The 4,269-nt window shown below is 68.2% G+C and carries 4 protein-coding genes and 3 pseudogenes; 5 read left to right on the top strand and 2 right to left on the bottom strand.

Features of this window, described 5'->3' with window-relative positions; all coding sequences use genetic code 11:
• Positions 1-119: 119 nt before the first annotated feature.
• Positions 120-458: pseudogene (locus ACGFYQ_RS42040) on the top strand (GNAT family N-acetyltransferase); the annotation flags it as partial.
• A gap of 149 nt (positions 459-607) precedes the next feature.
• Here ACGFYQ_RS42040 and ACGFYQ_RS42045 read toward each other — a convergent pair.
• Positions 608-787: pseudogene (locus ACGFYQ_RS42045) on the bottom strand (IS630 family transposase); the annotation flags it as partial.
• A gap of 526 nt (positions 788-1,313) precedes the next feature.
• Here ACGFYQ_RS42045 and ACGFYQ_RS42050 point away from each other — a divergent pair.
• The 3 genes and pseudogenes from ACGFYQ_RS42050 to ACGFYQ_RS42060 all read left to right on the top strand — a co-directional run bounded on the left by ACGFYQ_RS42050 (position 1,314) and on the right by ACGFYQ_RS42060 (position 3,063).
• On the top strand, positions 1,314-1,799 hold the full coding sequence (locus ACGFYQ_RS42050; RefSeq protein WP_393752637.1) for a DUF2975 domain-containing protein: 486 nt from the start codon (positions 1,314-1,316) through the stop codon (positions 1,797-1,799).
• Complete coding sequence (locus tag ACGFYQ_RS42055) at positions 1,799-2,020, top strand: helix-turn-helix domain-containing protein (protein WP_389135821.1); 222 nt, start codon at positions 1,799-1,801, stop codon at positions 2,018-2,020. Before ACGFYQ_RS42050 ends, ACGFYQ_RS42055 begins: the two co-directional genes overlap by 1 nt.
• A 161-nt stretch (positions 2,021-2,181) precedes the next feature.
• Positions 2,182-3,063 (top strand): annotated as a pseudogene (locus ACGFYQ_RS42060) (IS5 family transposase).
• Here the strand turns inward: ACGFYQ_RS42060 and ACGFYQ_RS42065 are convergent.
• Positions 3,060-3,485 (bottom strand): hypothetical protein, encoded by a 426-nt coding sequence (locus ACGFYQ_RS42065; RefSeq protein ID WP_393752639.1) that lies wholly within the window; start codon positions 3,483-3,485, stop codon positions 3,060-3,062. The pseudogene ACGFYQ_RS42060 and the gene ACGFYQ_RS42065 overlap by 4 nt on opposite strands.
• A gap of 49 nt (positions 3,486-3,534) precedes the next feature.
• Here ACGFYQ_RS42065 and ACGFYQ_RS42070 point away from each other — a divergent pair, with 49 nt between their 5' ends.
• A complete protein-coding gene (locus ACGFYQ_RS42070) occupies positions 3,535-4,059 on the top strand; it encodes a helix-turn-helix domain-containing protein (RefSeq protein ID WP_393752641.1) in 525 nt (174 codons plus the stop codon).
• Positions 4,060-4,269: the final 210 nt, after the last annotated feature.

Raw genomic sequence — 4,269 nt, forward strand, 5'->3', positions numbered from 1 at the left:
GGTTACTCCATCGACGCGCGGATGAAGTCCCGCCTGGCCGTGGCTGCCCTGGACAACGCCGTGGCCCGGCGTGAACACGTCGACGGATGCATCCTAGGCTCCAGGCAGGCTTCGACGACACCGATTGGGCGCCGTACCTGCTGATGAGCGGCGAACACCCCGTCGGTCTCGCTCTCGTCCGCGGCCTGGTCGGCCACACGCGCGTACTCAATGGCTTCTTCGTGGTGCGTGGGGCGCGGAGATCCGGGATCGGGATCCGTGCCGTTCAGGAGGTGGTCGCCAAGCACCCGGGCCCGTGGGAAGTCGCCTTCCAGGACGCCAACGTGGCCGCCGCACACTTCTGGCGCCGCGTCGCGGCCGAGATCGCGGGTGACGGATGGACGGAGGATCGCAGGCCTGTTCCAGGCGGGCCCGACCTGCCGCCCGACGTATGGATCTCATTCGACGTGCGCGGGTAAGGGTGAGGCCCGACGCTTCGAGTCAGTGGAACATCGAGCAAGATCCTGGCGGCGCCGGAGGCGCCGGGCACGATCAGTGCAGATATTGGCGCCCTCCGCTCCCCAGCTGGCCGGGGCCGGCCGTCTGCAGCAGCTCGACCATATGGCGCTCAGGATGCGGCTACGAGCGGCCGTCCGCCCCACCGGATGCCCTTCTCGCTGCGGATGCGAGCGCGCTCCTTGCGTTGGGCGGCTAGGACGTCGGGGTGGCGGGTGTTGGCATTGCGCCAGCGCAGGTAGCGGTGCAGCTCGCGGGTCTGGACGGTGTGGTTGGGATGATTGGAGTTCGCCACGTGCAGGGACCACCATCGCTGGCTTCCGAAGACACCAGCGATGGAGGACGAGCAGGGCGAGCAGGATCTGAAAGAGCACGACACCGCGGCTCCTCGGGCTCCTGGTGTTGACGTTGGCAGGCCAGTGGGCGTCCAATGCGGCATGTCTGGGCGCGGACGGACTCAAGTCAAGCAGTCGACTGATGACGGACGGCGGGCAGCTCCGAGGCGATGTCCATCAGCGACGCGTGGCGCGCGAGCTGAGGCGGGACGCCGATCGCCTTCAGGCGCCGGCCCGGGGTGTGCGGGTGGATCGGCTGTACCTGGTAGATGCAGGGCTTCGGCGTAGTCGGGTGGCATCCGATTTGTGCCCAAGCGAGGCCGACTTCGACAAGATCAAGATGCTTCGCGCAACCGCCACACCATGGGAGGGGCGGCGGCGTCCGCCACGGTGCGAACCCGCCGCCCCACCCTTCATCCCAGCTCTTGCTTCATCTATCGATATTCGATAGATTCCCATCGTAACTCGATGGAAGGATGGGTCGTGGGGAAGCTGACAGTGCGTGCGCTGCGCGCCGTGCTCGCGGTGGTGCTCGCCGGCACCGTGTTCGTACAGGCATTGATGGTGTGGGCGTTGGCCACCGACCCGGAGGACGGGTCGCTCCCGCTGACCCCGCTGCGCGTGATCGCGATCCTGGGCATGGCGTCGGCGCAGGTCGCCCTGGTCTGCGTATGGCGGCTGGTGACGATGGTGCGACGCGGAACCGTGTTCTCCCACGCCGCCTTCCGGTACGTGGACGGCGTGATCGGCGCGATCGTGGCGGCTGCCCTGTTGTGGTTCGCGGTCACGGTCCTCAATGCGCCGGGCCAGCGGGCCGACCCGGGCGTCACCGTCATCATGGGCGGGGTTGGTCTGGCCATCCTCGGGGTCGCGCTCATCGTGCTCGTACTGCGGATGCTGCTCGCCCAGGCCGTTGCGCGCGACGTCGAAGCGGCGCAGATGCGGGCCGAGTTGGACGAGGTGATCTGATGCCTATCGCCGTCGACGTCGACGTGATGCTGGCCAGGCGGAAGATGTCCGTGGGCGAGCTCGCGGACCGGGTAGGGATCACGCCCGCCAACCTGGCGGTACTCAAGAACGGCCGCGCGAAGGCGGTACGCTTCGCGACGCTCGCCGCGCTCTGCGAGGTGCTCAAGTGCCAGCCGGGCGACCTGCTGCGCTGGGAGGCCGAGGACGCCGCCGGCGGATGATGTGCCCCAGGGCGGGCGTGAAAACGCCAGGCACCACCGGCCCGTGACACGGCACGTGGACCGCATGGACGTGGATCGCCGATCACCCGCAGCGCCGTCCCGACCCCGTTGGGCAGATTCCGGTTGACCTGTACCGCACTGTCCCTGTCGACGATCGCCACCTGCGAAAATGCGCCCACCGCAAGTTCCCCGTCCTTCCGGCACGGAAGGGCGGGGTTCGTCGTTCGGCGGGCAGCCAGAGTGGAGAGCTGATCCACGGCATACGGTTCCGGGTCCGCACCGGCATCCCGTGGCGGGACCTCCCCGCCGAGTACGGGCCGTGGGGCCGGGTGTACGACCTGTTCTGCCGGTGGCAGCGGGACAGCGCCTGGCATCGGATCTTCACCGCGCTCCAGGCCGGGCCGACGCGAAAGAGCTGATCACCTGGGACATCGACGTCGACTCCACAGTGTGCAGGGCCCATCAGCACGCCGCCGGGGCGAGGGAAAAGGGGAGCTGCAGAAGGAGCCGCCCGGCGGCGTCACCGTCGAGCCGGACGACGATGGGCTCGGGCGCTCGCGCGGCGGCCTGACCACCAGGCTGCACTTGGCCGTCGAACAGGGCCAGAAGCCCATGTCCATCGTGATCACGGCCGGGCAGAGGGGTGATTCCCCGCAGTTCGAGCCTGTCCTGAGCAAGGTCCGTGTCCCGCATCCTGGGCCGGGCAGGCCGCGCACACGGCCTGCCCGCGTGCGCGCCGACAAGGCGTATGCATCCCGGAAGGACCGCGCTTACCTGCGGCGGCGCGGGATCCGCTGCACCATCCCGGACAAGGCCGACCAGTCCCGCAACCGCTAGAAAGCGGCTCGCGCGGCGGCCGGCCGCCGAAGTTCGACCCGCAAGACTACGAGGCTCGACACGCGGCCGAGTGCGGCATCAAGCGCCTCAAGGGGCACCGCGCCGTGGCCACGAGGTACGGCAAACTCGCGGTCCGCGACGAGGCCACCGTCCTCGTCGCAGCCATCAAGGAATGGCTGCGACCGGCACATTCAACACACGCCTAGTCCTCAAAAGGGATAAACCTGGCAAGCGAAGCCCAGTCCAGGGGACGCACGATCGTGGCCAGGTGGGCGAAGGGATCCTGCGCAGCCGTTTGGAACCACATAATCGAGAGCACCGTATGTCCAGGCTCTGCAATGTCCTCGGGTTTCCACCATGACGTCAGTCGAGCATGAACCAACTCTCGCGGCAGCCACTCCTCGACCCGCCCCTCCGTATCGGCTCGGAGCTTGTCGAGATCGTGCACATACAAATGGGGCGTCGCTGCCATCGCCTTCTCGATGCCCATCAGACGAAAGCGACGGTGCAGTTGCGGCGTTCCTTCGAGCATGCCTTCACGGTCGTCACTTACTGTGAGCGCGCGAAGCTCGGCGTGTACTGGTCCCACCTGATAGCTACGCAACTCGTCATTCCTCATCTGGATCACGGCCAGAGGGTAGGTGTGTCCGACAAGCGGACCAAACGACTTTCGTAACATGACCTCGGCGCTGCTTTGTTCTAGAGGACCAGAACAAAGCGGTTCCCCTGGTGATACCGCCGGGATCCCCGCCCACCGCCCTGCGGGCCCTGGCGGGTCCTTGGGGCGGATCGTCGGGCGCCCTGTGGGCGCGTTCCCCGGCACGAGCTGCGAGAGCGGAACTCCTGCGACGGATGCAGGATGCTCTGGCCGTGTCACAGATGAACAAGACCAGGCCGCCTACCGATCCGGGCTGCGCCGGACCACGATCTCGGACGCCTTCACCGGCCGCAACGAGCCCTCGGCACAGACCGTCGCCGCTATCGCCATGGCACTGAGACTCCCGGTGGATGAGCTGCTGCGCCTTCAACGGGGCCGCCGAGGACTGACCCGGCCGGTCCCGAATCGGCTGCGCCGGTCCGCCGGTACAAGCGGCGGCGACGGGCGAGGCGTGGGCCTGGGAGGGGGCGCCTGGCATCGGTTCACGTTCCCGTGGGAGGCTGCGGCCGGTACGGCCTTGCGCCGCCCGGGGTGCCGGGCGTGAGGCCCTGCTCCGGGCAGCGGGCGGGTGAGCGGATGCCCCCGCCTGGCGGCTGCCCACCCTGTGCCGGAATGTAGGCGGGGCCGGGGGCGGGGACGGCCGGTGGAGCGGGTCAGTCCTAGGGCCTGTGTGATGTCGTGATCAGTTCCGGGATTCTGTCCTCTTCGCGGGGTGGAACCCGGTAGGACTGTGGTCGTGACACGCAGGCAACTC

Origin of the sequence: Streptomyces sp. NPDC048258 (assembly GCF_043201995.1) — a bacterium.
In the GTDB taxonomy this organism is placed as follows: Bacteria; Actinomycetota; Actinomycetes; order Streptomycetales; family Streptomycetaceae; genus Streptomyces.

What these genes read in the sequence shown, in the direction of transcription:
- ACGFYQ_RS42070 (WP_393752641.1), top strand. Translation starts at nt 3,535, where the DNA reads ATGACCTCGGCGCTGCTTTGTTCTAGAGGACCAGAACAAAGCGGTTCC.
- ACGFYQ_RS42055 (WP_389135821.1), top strand. Translation starts at nt 1,799, where the DNA reads ATGCCTATCGCCGTCGACGTCGACGTGATGCTGGCCAGGCGGAAGATG.